Annotated in this window: 26 protein-coding genes; 18 read left to right on the plus strand and 8 right to left on the minus strand. The window is 70.5% G+C overall.

Translation table 11 applies throughout. The annotated features are described in order from the left end of the window. Positions 1 to 75 precede the first annotated feature (75 nt). The 6 genes from AB0I68_RS28625 to AB0I68_RS28650 all read left to right on the plus strand — a co-directional run bounded on the left by AB0I68_RS28625 (position 76) and on the right by AB0I68_RS28650 (position 6,089). The gene (locus tag AB0I68_RS28625; RefSeq protein WP_363180245.1) at positions 76 to 945 is read left to right on the plus strand and encodes an acyltransferase domain-containing protein; all 870 of its coding nucleotides are present in this window, start codon (positions 76 to 78) and stop codon (positions 943 to 945) included. 79 nt (positions 946 to 1,024) lie between these two features. Continuing rightward, positions 1,025 to 2,785, plus strand: coding sequence for an acyl-CoA dehydrogenase (locus AB0I68_RS28630; RefSeq protein WP_363180246.1), 1,761 nt, complete (start codon positions 1,025 to 1,027; stop codon positions 2,783 to 2,785). 62 nt (positions 2,786 to 2,847) lie between these two features. Next, positions 2,848 to 3,681: a 4'-phosphopantetheinyl transferase superfamily protein gene (locus AB0I68_RS28635; RefSeq protein ID WP_363180247.1), complete on the plus strand. Its 834-nt coding sequence runs from the start codon at positions 2,848 to 2,850 to the stop codon at positions 3,679 to 3,681. Positions 3,682 to 4,017: 336 nt separating this feature from the next. After that, positions 4,018 to 5,667, plus strand: coding sequence for an acyl-CoA carboxylase subunit beta (locus AB0I68_RS28640; protein WP_363180248.1), 1,650 nt, complete (start codon positions 4,018 to 4,020; stop codon positions 5,665 to 5,667). After that, positions 5,664 to 5,879, plus strand: a complete 216-nt coding sequence (locus tag AB0I68_RS28645) for an acyl-CoA carboxylase epsilon subunit (protein ID WP_363180249.1) — start codon at positions 5,664 to 5,666, stop codon at positions 5,877 to 5,879. Before AB0I68_RS28640 ends, AB0I68_RS28645 begins: the two co-directional genes overlap by 4 nt. 60 nt (positions 5,880 to 5,939) lie before the next feature. Beyond that, entirely contained in the window at positions 5,940 to 6,089 is a 150-nt protein-coding gene (locus tag AB0I68_RS28650) for a hypothetical protein (RefSeq protein WP_363180250.1), read from the plus strand. An 83-nt stretch (positions 6,090 to 6,172) separates the two neighbouring features. Here AB0I68_RS28650 and AB0I68_RS28655 read toward each other — a convergent pair whose 3' ends face one another. Then, on the minus strand, positions 6,173 to 6,403 hold the full coding sequence (locus tag AB0I68_RS28655) for a helix-turn-helix transcriptional regulator (RefSeq protein ID WP_363180251.1): 231 nt from the start codon (positions 6,401 to 6,403) through the stop codon (positions 6,173 to 6,175). A 475-nt stretch (positions 6,404 to 6,878) separates the two neighbouring features. Here AB0I68_RS28655 and AB0I68_RS28660 point away from each other — a divergent pair, with 475 nt between their 5' ends. Then, entirely contained in the window at positions 6,879 to 7,340 is a 462-nt protein-coding gene (locus tag AB0I68_RS28660) for a nuclear transport factor 2 family protein (RefSeq protein WP_363180252.1), read from the plus strand. Between the two features lie 37 nt (positions 7,341 to 7,377). On the opposite strand, the gene AB0I68_RS28665 is transcribed toward AB0I68_RS28660, so the two are convergent. The 3 genes from AB0I68_RS28665 to argB form a co-directional block, all read right to left on the minus strand. Further along, on the minus strand, positions 7,378 to 8,670 hold the full coding sequence (locus tag AB0I68_RS28665) for an MFS transporter (protein WP_363180253.1): 1,293 nt from the start codon (positions 8,668 to 8,670) through the stop codon (positions 7,378 to 7,380). A 73-nt stretch (positions 8,671 to 8,743) separates the two neighbouring features. Then, positions 8,744 to 9,430 carry a hypothetical protein gene (locus AB0I68_RS28670; protein WP_363180254.1) on the minus strand — a complete coding sequence of 229 codons (687 nt, stop codon included), beginning with the start codon at positions 9,428 to 9,430 and terminating at the stop codon, positions 8,744 to 8,746. 268 nt (positions 9,431 to 9,698) lie between these two features. After that, a complete protein-coding gene (gene argB / locus AB0I68_RS28675; protein ID WP_363180255.1) occupies positions 9,699 to 10,607 on the minus strand; it encodes an acetylglutamate kinase in 909 nt (302 codons plus the stop codon). A 486-nt stretch (positions 10,608 to 11,093) separates the two neighbouring features. On the opposite strand from argB, the gene AB0I68_RS28680 reads away from it, so the two are divergent. Beyond that, a complete protein-coding gene (locus AB0I68_RS28680; RefSeq protein ID WP_363180256.1) occupies positions 11,094 to 11,315 on the plus strand; it encodes an MbtH family protein in 222 nt (73 codons plus the stop codon). An 86-nt stretch (positions 11,316 to 11,401) separates the two neighbouring features. Here AB0I68_RS28680 and AB0I68_RS28685 read toward each other — a convergent pair whose 3' ends face one another. Then, a complete protein-coding gene (locus AB0I68_RS28685; protein ID WP_363180257.1) occupies positions 11,402 to 12,754 on the minus strand; it encodes a lysine N(6)-hydroxylase/L-ornithine N(5)-oxygenase family protein in 1,353 nt (450 codons plus the stop codon). Between the two features lie 300 nt (positions 12,755 to 13,054). Between AB0I68_RS28685 and AB0I68_RS28690 the strand changes: the two genes are divergently transcribed. After that, entirely contained in the window at positions 13,055 to 13,699 is a 645-nt protein-coding gene (locus AB0I68_RS28690; protein ID WP_363180258.1) for an FMN-binding negative transcriptional regulator, read from the plus strand. Between the two features lie 27 nt (positions 13,700 to 13,726). On the opposite strand, the gene AB0I68_RS28695 is transcribed toward AB0I68_RS28690, so the two are convergent. Continuing rightward, on the minus strand, positions 13,727 to 14,362 hold the full coding sequence (locus AB0I68_RS28695) for an LmbU family transcriptional regulator (protein ID WP_363180259.1): 636 nt from the start codon (positions 14,360 to 14,362) through the stop codon (positions 13,727 to 13,729). A gap of 710 nt (positions 14,363 to 15,072) precedes the next feature. On the opposite strand from AB0I68_RS28695, the gene AB0I68_RS28700 reads away from it, so the two are divergent. From AB0I68_RS28700 to AB0I68_RS28725, 6 genes are all read left to right on the plus strand, one after another. Continuing rightward, positions 15,073 to 15,678 carry a ParB/RepB/Spo0J family partition protein gene (locus AB0I68_RS28700; protein WP_363180260.1) on the plus strand — a complete coding sequence of 202 codons (606 nt, stop codon included), beginning with the start codon at positions 15,073 to 15,075 and terminating at the stop codon, positions 15,676 to 15,678. Further along, positions 15,650 to 15,805 carry a hypothetical protein gene (locus tag AB0I68_RS28705; RefSeq protein WP_363180261.1) on the plus strand — a complete coding sequence of 52 codons (156 nt, stop codon included), beginning with the start codon at positions 15,650 to 15,652 and terminating at the stop codon, positions 15,803 to 15,805. The genes AB0I68_RS28700 and AB0I68_RS28705 overlap by 29 nt, the downstream gene beginning before the upstream one ends. Positions 15,806 to 15,939: 134 nt before the next feature. Then, the gene (locus AB0I68_RS28710; protein WP_363180262.1) at positions 15,940 to 17,106 is read left to right on the plus strand and encodes a serine hydrolase domain-containing protein; all 1,167 of its coding nucleotides are present in this window, start codon (positions 15,940 to 15,942) and stop codon (positions 17,104 to 17,106) included. Between the two features lie 281 nt (positions 17,107 to 17,387). Continuing rightward, positions 17,388 to 18,416 carry an N-acetyl-gamma-glutamyl-phosphate reductase gene (gene argC / locus AB0I68_RS28715; RefSeq protein ID WP_363180263.1) on the plus strand — a complete coding sequence of 343 codons (1,029 nt, stop codon included), beginning with the start codon at positions 17,388 to 17,390 and terminating at the stop codon, positions 18,414 to 18,416. Then, the gene (gene argJ, locus AB0I68_RS28720) at positions 18,413 to 19,564 is read left to right on the plus strand and encodes a bifunctional glutamate N-acetyltransferase/amino-acid acetyltransferase ArgJ (RefSeq protein WP_363180264.1); all 1,152 of its coding nucleotides are present in this window, start codon (positions 18,413 to 18,415) and stop codon (positions 19,562 to 19,564) included. The genes argC and argJ overlap by 4 nt, the downstream gene beginning before the upstream one ends. 70 nt (positions 19,565 to 19,634) lie before the next feature. Beyond that, complete coding sequence (locus AB0I68_RS28725) at positions 19,635 to 20,855, plus strand: acetylornithine transaminase (RefSeq protein WP_363180265.1); 1,221 nt, start codon at positions 19,635 to 19,637, stop codon at positions 20,853 to 20,855. A 29-nt stretch (positions 20,856 to 20,884) separates the two neighbouring features. On the opposite strand, the gene AB0I68_RS28730 is transcribed toward AB0I68_RS28725, so the two are convergent. Together AB0I68_RS28730 and AB0I68_RS28735 are read right to left on the minus strand one after the other, a co-directional pair. Further along, positions 20,885 to 21,904, minus strand: a complete 1,020-nt coding sequence (locus AB0I68_RS28730; protein WP_363180266.1) for an AfsR/SARP family transcriptional regulator — start codon at positions 21,902 to 21,904, stop codon at positions 20,885 to 20,887. A 77-nt stretch (positions 21,905 to 21,981) separates the two neighbouring features. After that, on the minus strand, positions 21,982 to 22,725 hold the full coding sequence (locus AB0I68_RS28735) for an alpha/beta fold hydrolase (RefSeq protein ID WP_363180267.1): 744 nt from the start codon (positions 22,723 to 22,725) through the stop codon (positions 21,982 to 21,984). A 663-nt stretch (positions 22,726 to 23,388) separates the two neighbouring features. Here AB0I68_RS28735 and AB0I68_RS28740 point away from each other — a divergent pair. The 3 genes from AB0I68_RS28740 (at position 23,389) to AB0I68_RS28750 (ending at position 26,156) form a co-directional block, all read left to right on the plus strand. Continuing rightward, positions 23,389 to 23,604, plus strand: coding sequence for an MbtH family protein (locus AB0I68_RS28740; RefSeq protein ID WP_363180268.1), 216 nt, complete (start codon positions 23,389 to 23,391; stop codon positions 23,602 to 23,604). A 216-nt stretch (positions 23,605 to 23,820) separates the two neighbouring features. Then, the gene (locus tag AB0I68_RS28745) at positions 23,821 to 24,477 is read left to right on the plus strand and encodes an LmbU family transcriptional regulator (protein WP_363180269.1); all 657 of its coding nucleotides are present in this window, start codon (positions 23,821 to 23,823) and stop codon (positions 24,475 to 24,477) included. Positions 24,478 to 24,572: 95 nt separating this feature from the next. Next, positions 24,573 to 26,156, plus strand: coding sequence for an amino acid adenylation domain-containing protein (locus tag AB0I68_RS28750; protein WP_363180270.1), 1,584 nt, complete (start codon positions 24,573 to 24,575; stop codon positions 26,154 to 26,156). Positions 26,157 to 26,181: the final 25 nt, after the last annotated feature.

The following is a 26,181-nucleotide window of genomic DNA, read 5'->3' on the forward strand; positions in this document are numbered from 1 at the left end:
CCATGGTGACCTTCGTCCACGAACCGATCGGCAACGGCAACGGCGTCGTCGAGGAGCCCGTGAAAGCGGCCCCCCGTGCCTGATGAAGCAGCCGCCCTCCTCGCCCGTTCCCACCTGCTCCGGCCTGCTTTCGCGCCACCGGTGACCGTGCTGTTCACCGGTGACGCCGGCCTGCGTCAGGGGCTCGGCCGCGAGCTCTACTGCACCTTCCCCGTCTTCCGCGCCGCGTACGACGCCGTACGCAGCGCGCTGGATCCCTGGCTGTGGCTTCCCCTGGCCGCGGTGGTGTTCGCACCCGAAGGCGGGGCCGACGCGGGTCTGATCCGGCGGTCCGAATTCGGGCATCCGGCCCTTTTCGCCTTTCATGTGGCCGTTTTCAGGCTCTGGCAGGACTGGGGGCTGCACGCCGGAGCCGTGGCCGGTCACGGCCCCGGCGTACTCGCCGCCGCCCATGTGGCCGGTGTCCTGACCCTGCCGGACGCGGCGCGGCTCGTGGCGGCACGCGGTCGGCTCTTCCCGTTGCGGCCTGCCGCGGGTGCGAAGGACCGGGCCGCCGCGCTGGCTGCCGAGACCGGGTTCCTGCAGGCGGTCCGCGACACCGTCACCGCACCGGCGACCGTCCCCCTCGTGTGCGCGGCGACCGGCCGGCATGCCGGACCCGGACCCGGCGAGTGGCCGCTGTCCCGGGAGCACCTGCTCCAGGCCCGCCACGTCCACCAGGCCGTCCGGCCCGCGGACGCGGTACGGACCGTCGACGCGGCCGGGTTCCCCCGCTCCCTGCTGTGCGGCCCCGACCCCGAGGACACCGGTCCCGGCTGCGAGATCCGCGCCGTGCTCACCGCCCTCAGCCGTATCCCCGTGCTCGATCCCGACGTCGAAGGAGCGACCGATGACCCAGACTCCACCACGTCTCGACCGGGTGTCGAGCGATCGTCACGAGGCTGAATACCCGCGCACCAAGACGGACCGGCCCGCGGCCCCTGCACCAGGCCGAGCGTCCCGTGAGGAAGGAGGTGTCTCCACCATGGCCACCACCGAGCTCCGTTCGGACCGGGCCACTGCCGGCCGCGCCGCCGAGGAAACCGATGCCCTGCGCAGGGCAGCCCGTCTCGAAGCAGTCCTCGGCGACCCCTACGACCCGGCCAACCCGCATGGGCTGAAGGAGCTGTTCGCCGCCGACAGCCGCCGCGAACCCCTCGCCGCGACCGAGCAGCTGCTCGTCGATTCCGGGCTCGCAGCCGAATTCGTGCCCGCCGAGTACGGCGGCCGGTTCACCCGAGCCGACCTCCTGGCCAAGGTGCTGCGACCCGTCTTCCGACGCGATGTCGCCCTCGGCTTCGGCTTCGGCATCACCTCGCTGTTCGCCGCCTCGGCCGTGTGGGCCGCCGGCACCCCGGCGCAGCGCAGGTCCACCGCGGACCTGATGCTCGGCGGCGGCCGCGCCTCGATCGTCCACCACGAGGTGGCACACGCGAACGCGATCCTGCGCGACGAGTTCACCGCCCGGCCCGGCCCGGGGGGCGGCTTCGCCCTCAGCGGCCGCAAGGACGTCATCATCAACGCCGCCCGCTCCCAGGCGTACGTCGTCTACGCGCGCACCGACTCGGCGCGCTCCCCCTACAGCCACTCCGTGCTGCTCGTGGACCCGGCGGAACTCACCGACGGCGTCACCCACCTGCCCCGGGTGCCGACGAACGGCATGCGCGGCGGCCTGTTCTCCGGACTCGAGTTCACCGATTGCGCCATCCCCGGCGATGCGCTGGTCGGCCGCCCCGGCGAAGGCGTCGCCCTCGCCCTGCGGACGTTCCAGGTCAACCGCTGCCTCATCGCCTCGACGGCCGTCTCCGCCGTCGACACGGTCCTGCACTCGGCCGTTCGGGTCGCCACCGCCGACCGGAGCCGCCCCATGGCCCGCCGCTGGCACAAGCCGCTCGCCGGTGTCTTCGCGGACCTGCTCGCCTGCGACGCCATGGCCACCGTCTCGCTGCGCGCCCTGAGCCTGCTGCCCGACCGCACCCATGTGCTGGCCGCCGCCGTCAAGTACATGGTCCCCGACCTGCTCCGGGAGAACCTCGAGGAGCTCGCCACCATCCTCGGCTCCCGCAGCTACCAGTACGAGGCCCCCGAATACGGCGCCCTCGACAAGCTCGTCCGCGACCTGCCGGTCGCCGGCCTCGGGCATGCGGGCACCGCCGCCTGCCAGGCCGTGATCGTCCCTCAGCTGCGCACCCTCGCCGAACGCGCGTGGTTCCGCGAGGAGGAGCCCCCACCCGAGCTGTTCCGTACCGGGGCGGCCCTGCCCGCCCTCGACTACCGGCTGCTCGGCATCGCCGACGGCGGCGACTTCCTCGCGGCGTCGCTCGTCGAATCCGCGGCGCGGCTGGCCGCGGTCCGCGGAGTCGGAGGCCAGCTGGCGGCACTCGCCGACCTCGCCGAGGCCTTCGTCACCGAACTGCGCGCCCTGCGCGAACGCTGCCGGGCCATCCCGGCGTTCGGCAGTGCCGCCTCCCTGTCCGACCCCGCCCTGTGCGTGCTCAGCGACCGCTACGCCCTGATCCTCGCGGCCGCCGCGGTCCTCGGCACCTGGGAGGGCCAGGACGGCGGGGATCCCTTCCTCGCCGCTCCCGCCTGGGCCGTGCTCGCCCTCTCCCGGATCGGCGGCCGGCTCGGCGTCCCCGTCCCCGACCTGCCCAACGGCTGCCTCGAGCAGGTGCTCGAAGAGGTGGTGCGCCGCTACCGCACGAGCCGCAGCTTCGACCTCGACGCGACGGAACTCGCGCAGTGACCCGGCCGCCCCGCACCGCAACGGCAGCAGCGGAACACAGACAGCAAGGGAAGGACAGCCCGATGACGGACGTCGCGCAGCGCATCACCACGCCGGTCCACGTCACCGGGCCGGACGGTCCCTGGGAGGACGTACGGCAGGGCATGGCCCTGCGCGGCAACGCTTCGGTCTTCACGACCTGGGGCGAATGGCTCACGGCGGCACTCGCCGAACCCGCACTGCGCCCGCTGCTCGGCCGGGACTGGCTGCGTTACCGGCAGACCGCCAACCCGACGATCCGCTACCGCTTCGTCGCCTCCCGGCTGGCCGTCAAGTACACGGCGGCGGCCGCCCTCGGCATCGCCCCCGCCGACCTCGACCTCGCGTACAAGATCGGCGGCCGACCGTACCTGCGCGGTTTCGACCAGATCGACGTCAGCCTGACCCACACGGACGACCTGATCGCCGTCGGCATCAGCCGCAACGGCAGGATCGGCATCGACACCGAACCCGCGGACCGCAAGCTCTCCTTCCACCTGCTCCAGGACCAGATGTGCACGGTGGCGGAGAAGGCGGAGCTCGCAGCGCTGCCCGAGGCGGAGCAGCCTGCCGCGATGCTGCGGCTGTGGACTTTGAAGGAGGCCTACACCAAGGCGCTCGGCCAGGGACTGCGGCTGGCGTTCGACGAGTTCGGCTTCGCCACCGGCCGTGCGGGTGCCGCTGGCCTGCTCACTCCCGACGGCACCCCGGCGGCCCACGGGGAATGGGCCTTCGGCACCTACCCGGTACTGGGCCGCTATCTTCTCAGCGTCGCCTGCCACGACGCCGGACTCGACACGTCACGGGACACCGCCGTCGCCACCATGCTCGACGAAGGCTTCCTGGCGATGGTCTCGGACCTGCTCGACCCCGTCTGATGCGGGCCCCGCACGACGAGGTGCGGTAGCGGCGCACGGCCCGTACCTCCGTCGCTTCGCCGACGCTCCAGGCGGTTCCAAGTACGTGCGGGCAGACTCGGTGTCGCGGCCGGCCACTGGTATCCCCCGCTGGGAGCAAGCCGCTTCCCTCGCCCCGCCGCCCGACGTCCACCGTCGGGCCGCGGGGTGCAGGCGTGTTCGGGTGCGGCCGACGCGCGACGGCGCGAGCGGCTCCGTACGCATCTCCGTGCCGGATCGAGCCAGGCTGTAGCGCGTCGGCCAATACTGGACGACGCGACACCGGCCGGACCCGGTGCCTGTGTCGAAAGGGCGCGTATGAGCATCGTCGAGGAAATACCACTGGAGAGCGGGCACGCACCGGAAGCCGGGCTCGCTCCTGCGCCTTCAGTCCGTCACGCCAACGAGGTTCGCTTCGCATCCCTGCGCGAGCGCACCGCCGAACTCGGCGCAGTCCGGGCGCTGGCCGAGGCCGGCCCCGGTGAACGCGCCACCGCAGCCCAGCACGCCAAGGGCAAGCTGACCGCCCGCGAGCGCATCGAGCTCCTGTTCGACGAAGGCGTGTTCAACGAAGTCGAGCAGCTCCGCCGGCACCGCGCCACCGGCTTCGGCCTGGAGGACAGGAAGCCGCACACGGACGGCGTCGTCACGGGCTGGGGCAAGGTCCACGGCCGCACCGTCTTCGCGTACGCCCACGATTTCCGCATCTTCGGCGGCGCGCTGGGCGAGGCCCACGCCGAGAAGATCCACAAGCTGATGGACCTGGCCGAGGCGGCCGGGGCCCCCATCGTGGGCCTGTGCGACGGCGCCGGCGCCCGCATCCAGGAAGGCGTCACCGCGCTCGCCGGCTACGGCGGCATCTTCCAGCGCAACGTCCGCAACTCCGGGGTCATCCCGCAGATCTCGGTCATCCTCGGTCCCTGCGCAGGCGGCGCCGCGTACTCGCCCGCCCTCACGGACTTCGTCTTCATGGTCCGCGGCACCTCGCAGATGTTCATCACCGGCCCCGACGTCGTCCAGGCCGTCACCGGTGAGGCCGTCACGATGGAGCACCTCGGCGGCGCCGACAGCCATGCCGGGGCCTCGGGCGTGGCCGCGTTCGCGTACGACGACGAGCAGAGCTGCCTCGAGGACGTACGCCACCTGCTGTCCCTGCTCCCCTCCAACAACCGCGAACTCGCCCCCGCCGGCGACCTCGACGACCCGGCGGACCGCCGCTGCGAGAGCCTGCTCGATCTGGTCCCGGCCAAGCCCACCCAGGGCTACGACATCCGCGACGTCATCGAGGAGATCGCCGACCACGGGGACTACTTCGAGGTCCATGCCCAGTGGGCCCGGAACGTCGTCTGCGCCCTGACTCGCCTCGGCGGCCACGTCGTCGGCATCGTCGCCAACCAGCCGGCCCACCTCGCGGGCGTCCTCGACATCCGGGCGTCCGAGAAGGCGGCCCGCTTCGTCCAGTTCTGCGACTCGTTCAGCATTCCGCTGGTCACCCTGATCGACGTACCCGGCTTCCTGCCCGGCGTCGACCAGGAGCACAGCGGCATCATCCGGCACGGCGCGAAGCTCCTGTACGCGTACTGCAACGCCACCGTGCCGCGCATCAGCCTCGTCCTGCGCAAGGCCTACGGAGGTGCCTACATCGTCATGGACTCCCGCTCCATCGGCGCGGACGTGGCCCTGGCCTGGCCTTCGAACGAGATCGCCGTCATGGGCGCGGAGGCCGCGGCCAACGTCATCTTCCGCCGCGAGATCAACGCCTCCGACGACCCCGAGGCCACCCGCGCGCAGAAGATCAAGGAGTACCAGACCGAGCTGATGCACCCGTACTACGCGGCCGAACGCGGCCTCGTCGACGACGTCATCGACCCGGCAGAGACCCGCACGCGCCTCATCCGCACCCTCGACATGCTGCGCACCAAGCACACGCAGCTGCCGAGCCGCAAGCACGGGAACGGGCCGCTGTGACCGCCGACGACCGGACCGCCCTGGCACTGGCGGCGATCCGCATCACCAGGGGCAACCCGTCCGCCGAGGAGGTCGCGGCCCTGGCCTTCCTGCTCACGACCCGGAGCCGGCTGCTCCACGAGGCGCGGGACGCGCAGGGCGAGGCCCCGGTGCACAAGCTGCCCCCGCGCCGCCGCCCGTCCTTCATCGCACCGGGAGCCTGGGCCTCGTAGTCCACCGCCCCGTGCTGCACTCCGTACGCCGCCCGCAGCAGCGGGAGGAACGCCTGCGCGGTGCGCCAGGACCGCCCGGAGCTGCTGCGCGCACCGGCCCGCGAGGTCGCGCAGGCCCTCCCGCGAGCCGAGGACCAGACGCTGCCGGGCCGGGCGCACGAGGTCGCCGCCGAAGCCCTGGCACCGGTGCTCGCCGCTTTCTTCGCGTAGCCGACCGGCTTCGCGCGGTCACCGACCCCGTTGGACGGAGATCCTCGCCCGGGGCGCCCTCACCATGGCGGAACCGGGTGTCTTCACAGTCCGAGGGAGATGGCCAGGCGGGTCAGTTCCGCCGTGCTGTTGATGCCCAGCTTGGCGCGGATGCGGCGGAGGTAGGCGTCGACGGTGTGCTTGGAGAGTCCCATGTGGCGGGCCGTCTGCAGGTAGGTGCGTCCTGCGGCGATGTGTCCCAGTGCCTCCTGCTCACGCGGGGCCAGGGTGAGTGCGGGGGTTTCGGCGTGCGGGGTGGTGAGGGTGAGGCTCATGGGATTTCCTCCGCCGGATCGGCTCGGTCATCACTGCTCACGCCCTCGGAAGCAGGGGACATATAGCGAAATGTCCCGTTTGTTCTGTTTAAAATCGTGCTCGCGCAAGTTCATGACGGTGTCCGCCGACTGTCACAGGCGTGTGACAGGGCCCGTCCGCACCGCGGGGCCCTGTCTGCGGCGAAGCCCGGACGGCGGCGCGCCCGGCCTGGCCGCCGGGGCGGATGTGGCCGTGGAGCCCCCCGGGGAAGGGGGAGGGGGCTCCTATTGCGTCATTTGTTCGATTCTCTGGCCGGCCGTCCACCGGGCCCCGTGGCATCCACCGGCGGCGGGAGCGCTTGAGGAGTATTTGAAGGATGTTCGATCCGAGCCTCAAAGACTGTCCATACCGAGTTGGGATTCCTTGGAGTGACCCGGGATCCCCTCGGCGTCCCCCACCACCCCAAGGACACGGACGGAAGCGGAGGCTGAGATCATGACCGTCGAGCTGGTGGGCACCGCCGAACGCACGCTCCAGAGCCAGAAGTTCGCCACCCTGTACGCAGAGGTCCAGCAGTTCTACGCGCACCAGATGCAGATCCTGGACGCGCACGACACCGAGCGCTGGGCGGGCACCTTCACCGAGGACGCCGTTTTCGAACTGCCTTTCCTGCCCGAGCCGGTGCGTGCCCGCGCCGGGCTCGCCGGCTACGTGCGCGCCGGCGCGGCACGGCAGCGGCGGGCCGGCAGCCGCCTCAACCACTGGGTCGGCATGCTCGACGTGCAGCCCCAGGAGGACGGGTCGCTGCACACCCGCTGCTCGGCCCTCGTCCACGTCACGCCGAGCGGAGGCAGTGCCAAGGTCCTGTACGTGTGCGTCATGGAGGACGTCCTGGTCCGCACCCGCGGCAAGTGGCGCACCGCGCACCGCCGGGTGACCCGCGACGACCTGGCCTGAGCGACCGTGCGTACCGGAGGGACGGTGGTGGCACGGCCTACCGGTCGGCGTCGAGCAGCGGGGCTTCGCCGGACCGGCCCTGTGCAGCGCAGGCCGTGTCCCGGCTCGTGAGACGGGTCCGCTCCGCCCACGCGGCCACCAGCGGGCCTGCCGCCCCCAGAGCCGCGAAGAACGCGCCGAGCAGCAGCCAGCCCGCGTGTCCGAGTCCGAGGACCGCTGCTGTGAGGACCACCGGGGCCAAGGCCTGTCCGGCGTCGAAGCCGATGCCGAAGAGGCCCTGGTACTGCCCTTGGGCGTGATCGGGGGCGAGACCGAAGCCAAGCGCGAAGCCGGCCGAGGACTCCCATACCTCCCCGAGACTGTGCACGCAGACGGCGAGGACGGCGAGCCCTGGCGCGATCCAGGCCGGAACGTCCGCGGTCAGGGCCATCAAGGGGCAACTGACCAAGAAGAACAGCCCGGCGAGGCGGAACGCCCGGCCGCCCTGGCGCGGTGTTTCCACCCGGGAGCCGATTCTGCTTTGGAACAGCACGCATACCCCGCTGTTGACCGCGTAGACCGCCGCCACGGTCCAGCGGGGCGCGTCGGTGTGAGCGGACAGCCAGATCGGCAGCAGCAGGGAGACGGTCTGGTATTGCAGGCCCATGGCGCCGTAGAGCGCGACGAAGGACACGAACGGCCGGTCGGCCAGGACGGCCCAGCCGTGGTGCTCCCGGGGCCGGGGCAGGGGCTGGTAGTTCGGGACGCCGATCAGGGCGATCAGGCCGGCGCAGGCGAAGCTGGCGGCGTTGGCGAGGATGAGCACGGTGTAGGCCGGGCGGGTGTTGACCGAGACGGCGAAGGCGGCGCCGAGGGTGCCCAGGACTACGCCGAGGTTGACGAACGTGCGGAGTTTCGCCCTGAAGGCGGCCGGGCGTTCGCCGCCGGCGCGGGCGATGAGCGCACCGCCTGCGGCGCCGCCCGCCGTGGCTGCCAGCCGGTCCAGGGTGGCGATGAGCGTGAACGTGGCCCAGCTGTGGATGAAGACGAAGGCGGCCATCGTCGCGGCTTGCATCGCGAGGGACGTCAGACAGACCGTGCGCGGCCCGTACCGGTCGGCCAGATTCCCTGCCGGTATCCCGGCCAGCAGCCCGGTCAGCCCGGCGATCGTGAGGCCGACACCGACCTGTGCGGCGGGCAGGTGCACGACCAGTGTGAAGTAGAGCGCCGCAGCGGCGTTGAACAGCCCGTTGCCCACCCGGCTGACGAAGCTCGAGATGATGAGAGCGCGCTGCGGACCGTCCGGCGCTGACAAGCCGGATATCCGCTGCTTGGGGCCCTTCCCGATCATGCGGAGCAGGCTAGCAGGGCCCCTTCCAGGACCCTCCGAGTGATGCGCGGCCGGCGATGGCCCCCCGCGGAGCTCAGGGCGGGCTGGTGAACGCGGCGAAGACGTCGTCGAGTTCGCGCGTGTGCACGGTGAGCGACTCGGAGGTGATCGCTGCCGCGTCGAGGACCGCGAGCACGGCCCGCAGGGTCTCGATGCCGGCGTCGCCGGGGATCTGGAGGGTGAGCGTCGCGGGGTCGCTCCACGCATCGCCGAGGCCCGGGTCCGATCCGGCGCCGAAGGCGGCGTCGGCACGTTCGAGCGCGATCGCATCGGCGAACCGCAGGCGGATGAGACCGTCGGGCGGATCGTTCCGGGGCGCCGGCCAGTACTCGGGATCGCCGGACTCGGGATCACCGGACTCGGGATCACCGGACTCGGGATCGCCGGCCGGGCGGCCCGGCCCGGGCTCCTGGTACGTCGCCAGGATGCCCAGGCCGGAGGGAGACGGGACCAGCGTGAGCTCGGGCACGCCGCTGGACGCGCTGGAGGGCAGCTCACTGCCGCTCCCGTACGCGAAGGCGTGGCCGGACCTGTGCACGGCGGGGCGGTCGTTCTCGTGCAACGCGTCGGCTTCGGCCAGGGCGCTCAGCAGGACGAGCCGGGCCTCGGGCGAGAGGGAGACGGCGAGACGGCGTGCGAGTGCGCGGGCCTCGTCCCCGTCCGTTTCGGCTGCGACGGCCAGCTCGTGGCCGAGGGCCGCCAGCTGCGGCGTGAGATCCACCGCGTGCATCAGGCGGCCGGAGTCCGGCGGTTGCCCGATGAAGCCGGCCGATCCTCGGGCATGCCGACCCGCCGCACCGGATGACGGGATGGCGTAGACGCGGCCACGGGCCGAGGGAGGAGCCCAAGGTGTGCGTGTCACGGGCACTGCCCTCGCCTTCGCTCGAGTGTCGTCGTTCGGGTGCCGGTGAGCCGGGACCGGCCGCTGCGGGGCCGTGCCGAGCCCGAGCCGATGGCTCGCCGTTGCCGCCGCTGTTGCAGCTGCTCGCTCACCGCAGGATCTCCGCCTCGTCCGGGTCCGGCACGATCACCGTGCCGACCCCGTCGTCGGTGAACATCTCGAGGAGGACCGAGTGCGGGATCCGTCCGTCGATCACCCGGGCCGCGCCGACGCCGTTGCGCACGGCGTGCAGGCAGCCGGTCATCTTGGGCACCATGCCGTCGCTCAGCTCCGGCAGTAGCTTCTCCAGCTCGCCGGCCGTGAGCCGCTGGATGACCTCGTCACTGTGCGGCCAGCCCGCGTACAGACCCGCGACGTCCGTCAGCATGACGAGCGCCTCGGCGCGCAGCGCGGTCGCGAGCGCTGCCGCCGCGGTGTCGGCGTTGACGTTGTAGACCAGGCCGTCCTCGGCACTGCGGGCGAGCGGCGAGACCACCGGGATCCGGCCGTCCGCCAGCAGGCTGTCCAGGGCGCCGGTGTCCACGCGGGTGATGTCGCCGACCCTGCCGACGTCCACCGGCTCCCCGTCGATCCACGGCACGTGCCGCACTGCGGTGAGGGTGTCCGCGTCCTCGCCGGTCATACCGACGGCGAGAGGGCCGAAGCGGTTGATCAGCCCGACCAGCTCGCGCTGCACCTGGCCGGCGAGGACCATCCGTACCACGTCCATCGCGGCCGGCGAGGTGACTCGGAGCCCGGCTTTGAACTCGCGCTCCAGGCCGCGCCGCGCGAGCTCGGCATCGATCTGGGGGCCTCCTCCGTGCACCACCACGGGCCGCAGCCCGGCGTAGCGCAGGAAGACGATGTCGCGGGCGAAGGCCGCCGTGAGGTCCTCGTTGACCATGGCGTGTCCGCCCAGCTTGATGACGACCGTCCGGCCCTGGTGGCGGGCCAGCCACGGAAGGGCGTCGCCGATGGACTGGGCCTTGGTCATGGCCGGTTGCGTGCTGACGGTCATGAGAACCTCGCACGCCAGGGGACGAGGCCGCCGACCGGGCGATTGGCGCTCATAGGCATGACTCCTTCTGTGGAGGACCCCGGCCGCGGGCCGGGCCCGATGACCGGTGGACATGCGCTTGAGAACGGCACGGAAACACTTGGCTGTGCTGCGGGCTTTTGGGAAGGTGAATACCTTTCGGCCCGAGCTGTGCTTGTGCCGCAATCATCGCGCGGGGACGCGGGTCAACGGAACTCGATTCCCGTCGACTCACTTGAAATGGCGAATGATTCTGCTACATGAGTGTGTCCCGCCGTCGGGACACGTCCTGTCAACAGGACAGTGGGTGACGGATATCAAGGGTAATGGGTCCCGCAGGACTCCACGGGGTTCCCGAAAGGTGCCATGATCGGGCTTGGCGGTCTCGCCAACTCCATCCCACCGATGGATGATGATTCATTTTCTGCTCGAAAGTGAATCGTGGACGGCTTGAATTGGAGTGGATTGATGAGCAGCAACCCGTTCGACGACGTCAACGGCCGGTTCTACGTTCTGGTGAACGACGAGCAGCAGCACTCGCTGTGGCCTTCGTTCACCGAGGTTCCCGCCGGCTGGCGCATCGTGTTCGGCGAGGAGAGCCGCGACAACTGCCTCACGTACGTGGAGGACAAGTGGACCGACCTGCGGCCGCAGAGCCTGCGGGACGCGATGGTCGCCGACGCTGCGTGAGGTGACCGGGGCCCACCCCGGAACCGCCGTGGGGTGGGCCCCGGTGCTGCAGCCACAGCACCGGGCCCACCCCACGGTGTGCCGCCTCAGGCGGCCGAGGACGCTTCCGCCACGGGGCTGGTGAGGTCCAGCTCCCGCTCGGTCCGCCGCAGCACGATCGAATCGGCGATCTCGCCGCTGCGTACCGCGATGTTCGACAGCAGGGACGACGACATGCCATGGCTGTGCTCGGTGCCGCCCTGGAGATAGACGCCGCAGGTCAGTCCCGATGCGGTAACGAGGCGGTAGTCGCGTTCCACCCGGTGTCTGCCCGCCGCGTCGCGCTGGAAGTGCTGGTCGAAGTCGCCGAGCAGGCGGGCCGGGTCCAGGCCGTCGTAACCGGTGGCGAACACCAGTGCGTCGACAGCCAGTTCCTCCGTCCGGTCGTCGAGCAGCGAGTGCAGGACCACCCGCGCGCCGCTCCCGACGCGTTCGACCTCGGCGACCCGGGTGAGGTTGCGGAAGTGCAGCCGCTGGCTGCCGCGCACCTGCTCTTCGTACGAACGCTGGTACAGCGCCCGGATGACGTCGGCGTCGACCACCGAGTAGTTGGTGTTGCGGTGATAGCGCCAGAAGGCGTCCCGTGCCCGCTCGGTGCCGAAGTAGTACTCGTCCACCGCGTCGGGGTCGAACACCTGGTTGGCGAAGGGGGTGTCGTCGGCGACGGAGTAGCCGTAGGACGGGATGACCGCAGAAACCTGGGCGTGCGGCAGCGAGTCGTAGAGGAACCGGGTGATCTCGGCCGCGCTCTGGCCGGCGCCGACCACCGCCACGCTCTTGAGGCCGGCCGGGTCCTGAGTGTTGAACTTGCCCAGGAACTCCGAGCTGTGCCAGACGCGCTCGTCGGACGTCACGCCCTCCGGCAGGCGCGGCACGAGGCCCGTCGAGATGGTCACGTTGCGTGCGGTGACCACGCTGGTGGTGCCGTCGCTGCTGCGTACCTCGATCTCAAGGAGGTTGGGCGTCCGTGACCCGGCCTCGGTAACGGGCCGGATCGAGGTGACCTCGGCGCCGTAGGTGACCTGGTCGCGGAGGCCGGCGGCCGCCCACTCCAGGTACTGGTGGAATTCGTGCCGGGTCGGGAAGAAGTCCTGGTTGTTCACGAACTGCACCAGCCGGTTCGAGGCGTGCAGATACGAGATGAAGCTGAACCGGGACATCGGATTCCTGAAGGTCGCCAGATCCTTGAGGAATGAAATCTGCATGGTCGTCGACGGCAGCAGCATGTTCCGGTGCCAGCCGAACGAGGGCTGTCGCTCGAAGAAATGGGACTTGACCGGATGCTGCGGAGCGCTCGCCCCGTGCTCCGCCAAGGCGATCGCGAGCGACATGTTGGACGGGCCGAACCCGATACCGACCACGTCGTAGATCTCTTGGTTGCGCCTGCCAGTTATGCCCATAGAAAATTTCTCCCGCTTGCGTCTGGAAAACTCGGCCGGTGGCCCGAGAGACCGTTATGTAGTGTTGCTCCGGAGGGTGTCTCAAGGCAACCTGTAGACGGCGCGAAGGCCGTTTGAGGGCTTCTCGCGGTGCTCGATATTCGAAAGCGTTGTCCTGTCGACGGGACGGCGGTATGGTCGGCGCGGATTTTCAAAATCTCCGCGCGGCGCGGCCGATGGCGTCTGTGCCCGGAGTAATGCACAGCCATGCCCTGAGCCAGAGCCATGCCCTGAGCCAATTACCCGAAATGGTGAATCCGAATGTTCGTGCCCAGCTTTTACCGCGAACCGGACAGTTCGTGGATGGTGGACCTGATCCGTGGCAATCCATTGGCGCTTGCGGTGGCCAATGGCAGTCCCGAGGACGGTCCGTTCGCCACGCATCTGCCGGTCATCTTCGACCCCGAGACGTCCGGCGACTGGTCCGGCGAGCTGCCGGGGGTCACGCTGCTCGGACACATGAACCGGGCGAATCCGCACTGGGCGGCGCTGGAGACGGGCAGCGTCCTGCTGCTGACGTTCACCGGCCCGCATTCCTATGTGTCGCCCACGGTGTACGAGAAGACCCCGGCCGCCCCGACCTGGAACTTCACCTCGGTGCACGTCCGGGGCGTGGTGGAGAAGATCGACTCGATGGAGGAGACGCTGGGCGTGGTGCAGTCCACCGTGCGCGCCTTCGAAGGGGCGTTCGGCAACGGCTGGGACATGACCGAGTCGCTCGACTACTTCCGCAAGATCGCGCCCGGCGTGGGGGCCTTCCGGTTCACGGTGACCGGGGCCGAGGGCATGTTCAAGCTCAGCCAGGAGCAGCCGGGCGAGGTGCGCGACCGGGTGCAGGAGTCGTTCGGGCAGAGCGCGTGCACGTACAAGCGCGAGACCGCCGGGCTGATGAGCCGGCTGCCGTGACGTGCCGGAGGCCTCGGCGCGGGGGACTCAGGCGCTGATGGCCACCGGCCGGGTCCGCTCGGCGAGGCCCTTGATGCCCTTGAGCTCTGAGATCTCCTTGCGCTCCTCCAGCTTGCCGAGGTCCTCCAGAGCGCTCGCGGCCGCGCTGTCCAGCGTGGTCATCACCCACTGCTCGAAGTCGATGCCCAGCTGCTCCGCGGCCTTGTGCCACCACTGAACACGGTTGCCGGGGACTTCCAGGCGGCGGATCGGCTCGGTGGGGGTGCGTGGCTGCTGCTCGATCTGGCGCGCGGCGCGGATGGCGCCGCGCAGCTGCTTGGTGGTCCACTGCCGCTGCTCGGCGCGGTCGAGCCAGAGGTCCTGTTCCTCGACCGGCATGGAGGCCAGCTCGGCGTGGTGCTGGAAGCTGAGGGCGGGCCGGCGCCGAGTGAGGGCGAAGCGTCGTGAGACCCACGCGTAGTTGCGCAGGGTCTGGTACGAGAGGCCGGCGGCCTGTATCCCGCGCTGGTACCGGTCGGTGTAGTGGTCCTTGCCGTGTACGAGCCAGTCGCCCAGCCACCAGGAGGACGAGTCGAGGACGTCGGCGAGCTGGCGCCCGGCTCGCTCCCACTCGTCGTAGGCCATCGCGGCCGGCATCTGCAGGCCCACCTTGGTCGTCAGCACCTGGCCCCGGCGCGGGGCGGCCCCCGCGGCGCGCGGCTGCCGTGGCGGGGGCTGCGGGAGAACGGTTGCCGGGCCGCCACGCGACCCCGCGGATTGACCGGCCTGACGCGCCATCATGCCTCCATGAAAAGGGTGTACATAACCGGCGAGAAGTCTCACGGGGTAGGCTGGAGCGGCGCCGGGGCGGCGCTCGAACCACCGCACGGCTAACGTCTTTTGTGGCATGGCGCCGATCGTCCGGTGGCATCATCGGTGAGCGCCCGGCGGCCGGGTACGTGATGATTCAGCCGACCGCCCGGGGGAGTTGTCCCGTCGACGGGACGAGACACGACCGCCACGGCCGGCCGCCGTGCGTTGAGCGCCCTTTTCCTTCACTGCCTCCTGGCCGGAGTGAATGTTCAATACCGGCCGGAATCCATTTCTGTGGAACGGCTCCATTTCAGGAGCCGTCGGCCTGGCATTCTCGTGAGGGTATCGTCAACTTGGGTCTGCGAATGCGGGCCATTACTGGACTTGCTTGTGCGCGTAAATCGGCCGCCTGAACGTCGAAAAAGAACCAGCAGACAGGTATTTTCATGCCTTGGTTCGATACGGCCATAGAGGGGGGAGCCGTACGTGTACGGGCACGTCATGATCATCTTTGCAGACATGCGCGGCCGTGGACCGGCGGCCGGCCGGGCCGGTGCGACAGCGCGGAAGAAGGTCCTCTGATGGGTCTTCGACTGGTCACGGCTGACGGCACCCCGGCTCCGGTCGACGTGGTCGCCGCGGGGGAACCGGCCGGAAGACGGCGGGCCACGGTGCCCGTGGACTCGCTGCTGGACTCCGACTCGCCGAGGATCGACGGTGAGGACGGCGCGCGCATCCAGATGCTCGCCCGCCTCGAGTCGCCGCTGCCGCCGATCCTGGTGCACCGCGAGACGATGCGGGTCATCGACGGGATGCACCGGCTCAGGGCGGTGCGGCTGCGCGGCGACGACACCATCGACGTGGAGTTCTTCGAAGGCGGGGAAGTGGAGGCCTTCACCCTCGCGGTGTGGCTCAACATCACCCACGGGCTGCCGCTGTCGAAGGCCGACCGGACGGCCGCGGCGAAGCGGATCCTGCGGGCCCGCCCGTACTGGTCGGACCGGCGGATCGCCGCCAACGCCGGGCTCGCGGCCGGCACCGTCGCTTCCATCCGGCGTCGTTCGACCGGTCAGAATGAACAGTTGAACGCGCGCGTGGGCCGGGACGGCCGGGTCCGGCCGCTGCTGGCGACCGAAGGCCGGCCGGATGCTGCTGCAGATGCTGAGCTTCCACTCGATCGGCGATGAGGCGAAGTGGCTCAGGCTCGCGCGGAGCGTGCCCGGACACCGCGCGGAAACTCTCGCTCAGGCCGCGCGCCGCTGCGCCGACCACTGGCTGCGCTTCGCCGACGAACTCGAGACCCGCCGGATGTGACCCCCCGCGGTTCAGTTGAACGAGCTACCCGCACCCAGCACGGGTGACTTACTCTGCCGCCGACGGACCGCACAAGTACGGCATCAGCCATATTCATACGACCTTCAGGACGGGGAACGACGATGACGATACGGATGAGACCAAGGGCCGGCGTGGTCGGTCTGGCGGCAGTCGCGCTCATGGCCACCGCCTTCACGAGTCCCGCCCAGGCGTCGCAGGGCACGGCTCCCGAGGCGGCCGACCACCAGGCGACGCAGCGCGCGATCGACGCGGCCATCGCGGCCGGCATCCCCGGCATCACCGTCGAGGCGCGCGACGCCAACGGGGTGTGGAAGTCGGCATCGGGCGTGGGCAACCGGCAGACGGGTGCGCCGCGCGGCAAGAACGACCGGTTCCGCGTCGGGCACCTCACAGCCACGTTCGTGGCGACGGTCCTCCTCCAGATGGAGGCGGAGCACAAGCTCAGTCTCGACGACACCGTGGAGAGCCATCTGCCGGGCCTGGTGACGGGCAACGGCAACGACGGCCGCACGATCACCGTACGACAGCTGCTCAACCACACCAGCGGCCTGTCCGACTACTTCGCCGACACCGACTACGTCACGACGTACGTCCTGGGCGACGGCTACCTCCAGCACCGGTACGACGTCATGCCGCACAACAAGCGCGTGGAGGTGGCCCTCGCCCACCCGCCGATGTTCCAGCCCGGTGCCCGGCACGGGTTCTCCAACACCAACGACCTCCTGGCCGCGATGGTCATCGAGAAGGTCGGCGGCAAGCGGTACGAGGACGAGGTGCGCAGGCGCATCATCGAGCCCCTGGGTCTCACGGCGACGTCCACCCCCGGCAACAGCACCAACCTGCCCCAGCCGAGCGGCCGTGGCTACTCCAAGCTCTTCTTCCAGACGCAGCCGGACCGGATCGACGACGTCACCGAGGTGAACGGGTCGCAGGGCTGGGGCAACCTCGACGTCATCTCCAGCGCCGCCGATCTGAACCGGTTCTACGGGGCCCTGCTGCGCGGGAGGCTGATGCCCCCGAAGCAGCTGGAGGAGATGAAGACGACCGTCGTCAACCCCGACTTCCCGATCTCGTCCTACGGACTCGGCCTCGAACGGCTGACGCTGGGCTGCGGCACCACCATCTGGTACCGCGACGGAGGCACGGTGGGGTGGCTCTCCCTGGTCAGCCTCACGGACGACGGCCGCCACCAGCTCACGTTCAACTACAACAGCGACTGGCGAGCGGACGACATCCTCTCCATCCTGAGCGCCGAGTACTGCCGGACGCCTGCCGGCTGACGCCGGGGCAGGTCACGAGAACGCACCCTCCCCGACCGCGACACCCGGCGATACCAGGACGCCGGCCCGCACCCCCGCCGGACATGCCGAGGCCCACTGCGGCGGGTTGCCCGATCAGACCCGGGGCGGCAGCGAGCCGTTGGCGTGGTGCGGGCACGGCACCTGTGAGCTGTGACTTCGAGCCGCAGTCATTTTTGAGGTGGTCGTATGTACGGCGAATGCGACGGGCCACAGGGCCCGGATCGCGTGAGAAGGATATGTGTGTCACACCGGGAGGGTTCATGACAGTGCGAGCAGCCGTGGCGGGAGCGAGTGGATATGCGGGGGGCGAGCTCCTACGCCTGCTCCTGGCCCACCCTGAAGTGGAGATCGGTGCCCTGACCGGGCACTCCAGCGCGGGACAGCGTCTGGGCACGCTGCAGCCGCACCTGACTCCGCTGGCCGAGCGGGAGGTACAGCCCACCACCGCCGACGTCCTCAAAGGGCACGACGTCGTCTTCCTCGCCCTGCCGCACGGCCAGTCCGCCGCCGTCGCCGAGCAGTTGGGCGACGAAACGCTCGTCGTCGACTGCGGCGCGGACTTCCGCCTCGCGGACGCGACCGACTGGGAGACGTTCTACGGTACGCCGCACGCGGGCACCTGGCCCTACGGCCTGCCCGAACTGCCCGGCGCCCGCGCCGCGCTGGCGGGCACCAGGCGCATCGCGGTGCCGGGCTGCTACCCGACCGCAGTCCTGCTGGCCCTCTTCCCCGCGTACGCGGCGGGACTGGCCGAACCCGAGGCGGTGGTCGTCGCGGCGTCCGGCACGTCCGGCGCCGGCAAGGCGCCCAAGGCGAACCTGCTCGGCAGCGAGGTCATGGGCTCCATGCGGCCGTACGGCGTGGGCGGCGGCCACCGGCACACGCCCGAGATGATGCAGTACCTCAGCGCCGCGGCGGGTCGCCGGGTCGCCGTCTCCTTCACCCCGACCCTGGCCCCCATGCCGCGCGGCATCCTCGCCACCTGCTCCGCCGCGGCGCGCCCCGGGGTCGGCGCGGACGACGTACGGGCCGCGTACGAGAAGGCGCTGGCCGACGAGCCGTTCGTACGGCTGCTGCCCGAGGGACAGTGGCCCAGCACCGCGGCCGTGTACGGATCGAACGCCGCGCAGATCCAGGTGGCCCTCGACCCGGCGGTGGGCCGGATCATCGCGATCAGCGCCATCGACAACCTCACCAAGGGCACCGCGGGCGGGGCCGTCCAGAGCATGAACGCCGCCTTCGGCCTCCCCGAGGGACTGGGGCTTTCCACGATCGGAGTCGCACCGTGAGCGTCACCGCAGCACGAGGCTTCACGGCGGCGGGCATCGCCGCAGGAATCAAGCAGAACGGCAACCGGGACCTGGCTCTCGTCGTCAACAACGGGCCGCGCTCCGCGGCGGCGGGCGTCTTCACCTCCAACCGCGTGCAGGCCGCCCCCGTCCAGTGGTCCCGGCAGGTACTCGCGGACGGTGAGATCCGCGCGGTCGTGCTGAACTCCGGTGGCGCCAACGCCTGCACCGGGCCGCAGGGCTTCCAGGACACGTACGCCACCGCCGCCAAGGCGGCCGAGCGGCTCGGCCTGAGCCCGGCGGACGTGGCGGTCTGTTCCACCGGGCTCATCGGCGTGCCGCTGCCCATGGACCGGATCCTGGCCGGTGTCGAGAGCGCCGTCACCCAGCTGTCCGAGTCCGGCGGCGAGGACGCGGCAGTCGCCGTCATGACCACCGACACGGTGCACAAGACGGCCGCCGTCCACCGGGGCGAGTGGACCGTCGGCGGCATGGCCAAGGGCGCCGGGATGCTCGCCCCCGGGCTCGCCACCATGCTCGTCGTGCTCACCACGGACGCCGCCCTGGACAGCGCGGTCCTGGACCGGGCGCTGAGGGACGCCACCCGTTCCACCTTCGACCGGGTCGACTCCGACGGCTGCATGTCCACCAACGACACCGTGCTGCTGCTCTCCTCCGGGGCTTCCCGCGTCATTCCGGAATACGCCGAGTTCGCCGAGGCCGTCCACGCGGTCTGCGCCGACCTGGCCCGGCAGCTCATCGGGGACGCCGAGGGCGCCAGCAAGGAGATCCGCATCGAGGTCGTGGGCGCCGCGAGCGAGGACGACGCCGTCGAGGTGGGCCGCTCCGTCGCCCGCAACAACCTCCTCAAGTGCGCCATCCACGGCGAGGACCCCAACTGGGGCCGCGTCCTGTCCGCCATCGGCACCACCTGCGCCGTCTTCGATCCCGACCAGCTCAACGTCGCCATCAACGGCGTGTGGGTCTGCAAGAACGGATCGGTGGGCGAGGACCGCGCGCTGGTGGACATGACCGGCCGCGAAGTCGGGATCACCGTGGACCTGGCCGCGGGCGCGGACTCCGCCGTCATCTGGGCCAACGACCTCACCGCCGAGTACGTCCACGAGAACAGCGAGTACGCCTCATGAGCGCTTCTCCGTCTCGGGAGGGCTGCTCGTACACAGTGAACAACGACGTGAGCTTCGAGGGAGCGACGGCATGAGCAACGGCGCGGACATCACCGGGGCGGGCAACGCGGCGCTGACCCGCCGCTGGCAGGGCGTCATGATGGACAACTTCGGCACCCCCGTGCTGCCTCTGGTCCGAGGCCAGGGCGCCCGGGTCTGGGACGCGGAGGGCAACGAGTACCTCGACTTCGTCGGCGGCATCGCGGTCAACTCGCTCGGCCACGCGCATCCCGCGGTCGTACGGGCCGTCTCCGAGCAGGTCGCCTCACTCGGACACGTCTCGAACCTGTACATGGCCGAACCGACCGTGCGCCTCGCCGAGCGCCTGCTGCAGCTCGCCGGGCGCCAAGGCCGGGTCTACTTCTCCAACTCCGGCGCCGAGGCCAACGAGGCGGCCTTCAAGATCGGCAGGCTCACCGGCCGCACGCACATGGTGTCGGCCACCGGCGGCTTCCACGGCCGCACCATGGGGGCCCTGGCCCTCACCGGCCAGCCCGCCAAGCAACGCCCCTTCCATCCGCTGCCGGGCGACGTCAGCCACGTGCCGTACGGGGACGTGGAGGCCTTGCGCACCGCCGTCACCCAGGACACCGCGCTGCTGATGCTGGAGCCCCTGCAGGGGGAGAACGGCGTGGTCGTGCCTCCGCCCGGCTACCTGCGGGCCGCCCGCGAGATCACCGCGGCGACCGGCACCCTCCTCGTCCTGGACGAGATCCAGACCGGCATCGGGCGCACGGGCCGCTGGTTCGCGGCCCAGGCCGAAGGCGTCGAGGCGGACGTCGTCACCCTCGCCAAGGGCCTGGGCGGCGGACTGCCCATCGGCGCGACGCTCGCCTTCGGCGCGGCCGCGGAGCTGCTCACGCCCGGCGCGCACGGCTCCACGTTCAGCGGGAACCCCGTGGTGTGCGCGGGCGCCCTCGCCGTATTGGACACCATCGAGCGGACGGGCCTCCTCGACCACGTGACCTGGACGGGGGAACGGCTGCGGCGCGGCCTGGAGACCCTGGGCCACCCGCTGGTGCGCGAGGTCCGCGGCGCCGGCCTGCTGTTGGGCGTCGCGCTCAACGGAAAGCTCGCGGCGCAGGTGCAGCAGGCGGCCCAGGACAAGGGTCTCCTCGTGAACGCGGTGATGCCGGACGTCATCCGGCTCGCCCCGCCGCTGATCGTGTCGGACCTTGAGGTGGACATGTTTCTCGACTGCTTCCGGGCGGCCCTGTCCGAGGCCTTCGGTGAGGTGCTGACGGCGGCCTGACCCCGCCGCGGGTCCCCGGCGGACAGCCGCTAGGCGAGCCCCGCGCCGGCGGTCACCCGCTGCGCGGTGCTCGCCTTCAGTTCGTTGAAGCGGCACAACAGCTGGTTCTGCTCCTGTTGCAGTCGCTCGATGCGGCGGTGCAGGCGGGCGATCTCCTCGCAGAGGGGGAGCACCGCGTCGTCGGCCATCGCGTACGCCTCAGCGGGCGCCGCCTCGGCCCGAGACGGGTCGGCCGGGCGGGGGCCCGCCCCCGTGGCGAGGGTCGGGTCGTGGTGGAGGATCGCCTCCATCAGGCCGCGCAGAGCGGGGCCCGGCTCGACACCGAGTTCGTGCACCATGCGGTTGCGCGCCCGTGTGTACACGCCGAGCGCCTCCGCCTGCCGGCCGCAGCGGTAGAAGGCGACCATCAGCAGGTCGTAGAACCTCTCCCGCATGGGGTGGTCGGTGGTGAGCTCCACCAGCTCGCCGGTGATCTCGCCGTGGCGCCCGGTGCGCAGGTACGCGTCGTACATCATCTCCAGAGCGGTCAGGCGGTGCTCCTCGAGCTGGGCCGCCTTGCCCGCGCAGATGTCGCCGAGCACGCTGCCCTCCAGAGCCGGGCCGCGCCACAACGACAGCGCGCGGCGCAGCAGCTCAGCGGCCTGCCCCGGGTCGTTGGGCAGGATCCGCCGGGCCTTGTCGGTCAGGTCCTGGAAGTGCGCGGCGTCCGTTTCGACGGGAGCGAGCTGCAGGGTGTAGCCGCGCGAGGTGGTCACGATCCACGGGTGCTGTGCGTGCTGTGCCTGCTGTGCCTGCTGTTCGGCGTTGTGGCTCTCCAGGCCGGACAGCAGCCGGCGCAGCCGGGCCACATGGAGCTGCAGTGCGTTGGCCGCGTTGGCGGGCGGGTGTTCACCCCACAGCTCGTCGATGAGCCGCTGCACGGAGACGTTGTGCCCGGCCTTCACCACAAGTGCCCCCAGCAGTGCACGCTGCTTGGCACCGGTGGGAAGGATCCGCAGACCGGTGTGTTCGTCCTGGACTTCCACGAGACCGAGAATGCGGAACTGCATCTCTTCCCCTCACACAGGCTGGCATCTCAATCAGTTGCAGGCGTAGGGCGGCCACGCTTCGGCGGTTCACCAAGGGTTCAGGAGGAGTGCGTCGCGCCCGCCGCGGCGAGCGCCGTGGTCGCGTCCCGTTCGATCTGCCGCAGCAGCGGCCCGGGGTCGTCCTGGAAGTAGAAGTGATCGCCGTCGAAGACCCGCAGGCCCAGAAAGTGCTCGGTGTGCTCTTCCCAACCGGTCATCCGCAGCGGTGAAGCGGAGTGGTCCTCGCCGCCCGCGTAGGCGGACAGCGCCACGGGCAGGGGACCGGTGTCGCGAGCGGGGTGCCAGTTCTCCACCAGGCGCAGGTCGGCCCGGATGATCGGTTCGAACAGTTCCCACAGGTCGGGGTCGTCGAAGACCCCGTCGGGCGTGCCCCCGAGCAGCCTCAGACGATTGCGCAGCTCGGCGTCGGGCAGCTCGTGGTACCGCACCCTCGGCCCGGCCAGCTGCGGGGCGGATCGTGCGGAGACACCGACCCACACCGGCAGCGGCAAGCCCCGGTCGACGACCCGCCGGGTGATCTCGTACGCCAGGAGGGCGCCCATGCTGTGCCCGAAAAGGGCGTACGGACTCGTCAGCTCGGGCTCAATGCTGCGCAGCAGGAAGTCGGCGAGGCGGCCGGCGTCCGTGATCTGCGGCTCGTCGAGGAGGAGGCCGTGGCCCGGGGCGTCGAGCAGCCGCACGTCCCACGTGTCCGGCAGAGCGGCCGGCCAGTGGCGGTACAGCAGGTGTGAGCCCCCCGCGTGGTGCAGGACGAACAGGCGCATGGCAGGTGTGCTGTCCATTTCTCTCCCTCGGATCGGGGCCGCGCATCTTCGGACCATAGAGCGGTGTTCGGCCGACAGGGCTCCGGCACCAGAGGGGCTCTGCCGCCGCTGTGGCAGCTCTTGAGCGATCCTCAGGAGGCGTGGCGCGGACAGGGGCGGCAGACATCGCGAGGAGAGCGGCGCACGTCGGGGATGTGCCCTGAAATCCCGTGCGGGACTGTGGTGAGGCCGGTGCGGCTCTCGAGCGGTTCGCCACCGCAGGCGGCGAAGCCCGGCGTCCCGCACCCGGAGGCCGGGCAGCTGCTCGACGCGTTCCGGCTGAACGCCGAGTCCGTGCCCGCCGGCGTCCGACTCCCGACCGCCGCCGGCCTCCTCGAGCAGAACGCGACCGTGTCTCAAAAGGGCCGCGCATACAGTGTCCCAGGAACCCAGTGGGGTACCGAGGAACCCGGTGGGGGTGCAGGTCCGGGGGGACAACCGGGAGGCAGGCGAGCCTGCCGCCCTTGTAGCGTCGACGGCCGAGTCCTCACGGTGACGTGGCAACGCCTGGGTCGCTGGCGAGGCCGGGTGTCCTGTCGACCGGACAACGCCGACCGGCGAACCCGAGCGCGGCGCTGTCTCGCACCCGGCCTGGCGAATTCCTATCCCGAGTCACCCCATGACAGTTAAGGACGGTGCCAGTTGAGCACGAACCCCTTCGACGACCAGGACGGCCGCTTCTACGTTGTGGTCAACGACGAGGACCACCACTCCCTGTGGCCGGTGTTCGCCGAGGTGCCCGCAGGCTGGCGGGTGGTCTTCGGTGAGGCGGCCAGGGCCGAGTGCCTGGAGTACGTCGAGCAGAACTGGACCGACCTGCGCCCCAAGAGCCTGCGAGAGGCCATGGCGGCGTCCTGAACGCCGCCCGGATGCTCCCCGGGTTGATGCGGCGGGAACCCGTCGGCACTGCTCGTGGCCGGCGATGTCGACGCGGAAGAGCCGTACGGCACGGACCTGCGGTCATCCCGGATGAGCAGGCCGGCCGAAGTGGAACGACAGTGACCGCCGTCCGGGTGCTCGGTCGAGTGACCGGTTTGCGCCCAGGCAAACACTCTGAGTGGGGAGATGAAGGTTGTGAGCGGCGCTGATGTGGTCCTGTCCTTCGTGGGGTCACAAGCCAAGGTGCAGAAGTCGGGGATGGTCTTCCCGCAGAACCTGCCGGAGCGGTCCTGGGAGCGGATCGGGACCGACCTGCGCGAGCTCGTGAACTCCTCGGCGTGGTGGCTCGCCGACTGGCTGCTCTTCGGGGAGGCCACCTACGGGTGGCGGCGGTACAAGGAGGCGATCGAGCGCACGGGGCTCGACTACCAGACCTTGCGCAACTACGCGTGGGTGGCCCGGCGGTTCGAGCTCCACCGCAGGCGGGACAGCCTCAGCTTCGCCCACCACGCAGAGGTGGCCCGCTTGGCGCCGCCGGAGCAGGACTACTGGCTGCGCAAAGCCGAACAGCAGAAGTGGTCGCGCAACGAACTCCGCAGGTCGGTTCGCGCCAGCCTGGCCGTGCAGAGCGACACGGCCGAGGCGCCGGGCAGCGGCGACGAGAAGCAAGAGGTACCGCGGCTGGCCGAGTCGGCGGCCGCAGAAAAGCGCCAGCAGAAGGTCACCAAGCTCACCATAGAGCTGTCCGCCGGCCAACTGGAGTACTTCTCGAAAGCGGCTGCCGCGCACGGCCTGCCCGTCGACAAGTGGGTGACCCAGGTGCTCGAAACCGCCGATCGAAGGACCGCCTAGAGGCGCATCGCCCGAACGCGCCGGCCAACTCCCTTTCTTCCCGTGTTGCGCCGGCGGCTCGTCCGACCGGACACCTCTCACATCGGAGTCAGTTGATGATCCTTCAGGGAAAGCGGGTTGCCCTGCCCCCGGCGCCCGTCGTCCACAAGCAGTTCGAGGCGCACGTGGCAGCCACTCCCGACGCCGTTGCCGTCTTCTGGGCCGGCCGCCAGGTGACGTACGCAGAGCTGGACGTGAAGGCGAACCGGTTCGCGCACTTCCTCGCCGCGCGCGGACACGGCCGCGGTGCGAAGGTCGGCGTCTGTCTCGACTACTCGATCGACATGATCGTTGCCATCCTCGGCACCCTGAAGGCGGGCGCGGCCTACGTACCGTTCGACCCGGCCTACCCGGCGGCGCGACTCCAGCTGCTGCTGGGCCAGGTGCCCGACCTCGCCCTGATCGCGGCCTCCCCGGCAACGGCCGCAATGGTCGAGTCGGCGGACGCCGAGCTCATCGACCTCGAGCAGCTGTCCGATGACCTGGCAGGTCTCCCGGCGACGGCTCCCGACGTCACCGTCACCGGCGACGACGTGTGCTACGCGGTCTTCACGTCCGGGTCGACCGGTACGCCGAAGCTGACCGCGGTGCGGCACGAGGGCTGGTTCAACCTGATGAACTGGCTGAAGCTCGAGTACGGCCTGCACAGCGGTTCGAACCACCTGGTCGTCAGCGCGTTCGGGTTCGACCTCTCCCAGCGCAGCCTGATGACACCGCTGTTCTGCGGCGCCACCCAGAACCTGATGGCGAGCCGGAACTTCGACGCCATGATGGCCTACCGCATGCTGAGCGAGCGCGACGTCCGCGTGGTGCACTGCGCCTCCAGCACGCTGTACCTGCTCGTGGACTGGGAGACCGCACGCGGCGGTGACGCCCTCACCCGGCTCGACTACGTGCTCTTCGGCGGAGAGGCGCTCAAGGCCGAGCGGCTCACGGACTGGGCGCGGCGCGAGGGCAACACCTGCACCCTCCTGCACCAGTACGGCGTCGCCGAGTGCACGGACGTCGCGACGTCCTACGACCTCGCCGCGTACCGGCCCGGCGAGCAGGCCATCCCGCCGGTCGGCAGGCCGGCCTACAACACCGACATCCACCTCCTCGACGAGGACCTGCGCGGTGTCGCGGCCGGGGAGCAGGGCGAGATCTGCATCTCCGGGGCCAGCGTCGGCGCGGGCTACCTCAACAACGGCCCCGAGAACGCGAAGTTCACGACGATCGAGGTCGACGGAGAGCCGCGCCGGGTGTACCGCACGGGCGACCGCGGCTACGTGACCGAGGCCGGCGAACTCATCGTCCTCGGCCGGATCGACGCGCAGGTGAAGGTGCGGGGGATGCGCATCGACCCCACCGACATCGAGCGCGCGCTCGCCAGGCTGGCCGGGGTACGGGAGGCCGCCGTGGCGATCACGTACACCGACTCCGGCGAGGCCGAGCTGATCGCGTTCATCGTCCCGGCGGGAGACGACCTCGCCGAGGACGATCTGCGCACCCGCCTCATGGAGACGCTGCCGCGGAACATGGTTCCGGCCAGGTTCATGAATATCCCGCGTATTCCGCTGAGCCCCCACGGGAAAGTGGACCGCGCGGCACTGGTCGATGCATGCCGGAACCAGTACGCCAATAGCGGCACGGCGGCATAGTCGACGGGCCTTGATGACAAACGAG

The organism is Streptomyces sp. NPDC050448 (assembly GCF_040655295.1).
Lineage (GTDB): Bacteria > Actinomycetota > Actinomycetes > Streptomycetales > Streptomycetaceae > Streptomyces.